The organism is Sedimentibacter sp. B4 (assembly GCF_000309315.1).
In the GTDB taxonomy this organism is placed as follows: Bacteria; Bacillota; Clostridia; order Tissierellales; family Sedimentibacteraceae; genus Sedimentibacter; species Sedimentibacter saalensis.
The window spans coordinates 1-243 of record NZ_CANG01000465.1; the positions used below are offsets into that span (position 1 = coordinate 1).

The window sequence follows — 243 nt, forward strand, 5'->3', positions numbered from 1 at the left end:
CGCCGCCCGCAGCCTCGGGGCGACCTCAGCGACCAGGTCGTCGAAGCTGGTCCCCTTGGCCTGGCCGCCGGCGATCCACACCACGTGGTCGAACGCGGCCAGGGACGCGGCGGCGGCATGGGGGTTCGTCGCCTTGGAGTCGTCCACGTAGCGCACGCCGTCCCGCTCGGCGACGGTCTGGATCCGGTGGTCGCCGATCCGCAGCCGCTGCAGGCCCTGCGCGACGGCCGGGGGTGGCACCCC

The 243-nt window shown here is 75.7% G+C and carries 1 protein-coding gene; it reads right to left on the reverse strand.

Annotation, left to right across the window (positions count from 1 at the left end):
* Positions 1-243 (reverse strand): glutamate ligase domain-containing protein (locus tag BN358_RS23675; protein ID WP_304412788.1); only part of this gene is annotated, 243 nt, incomplete at both ends.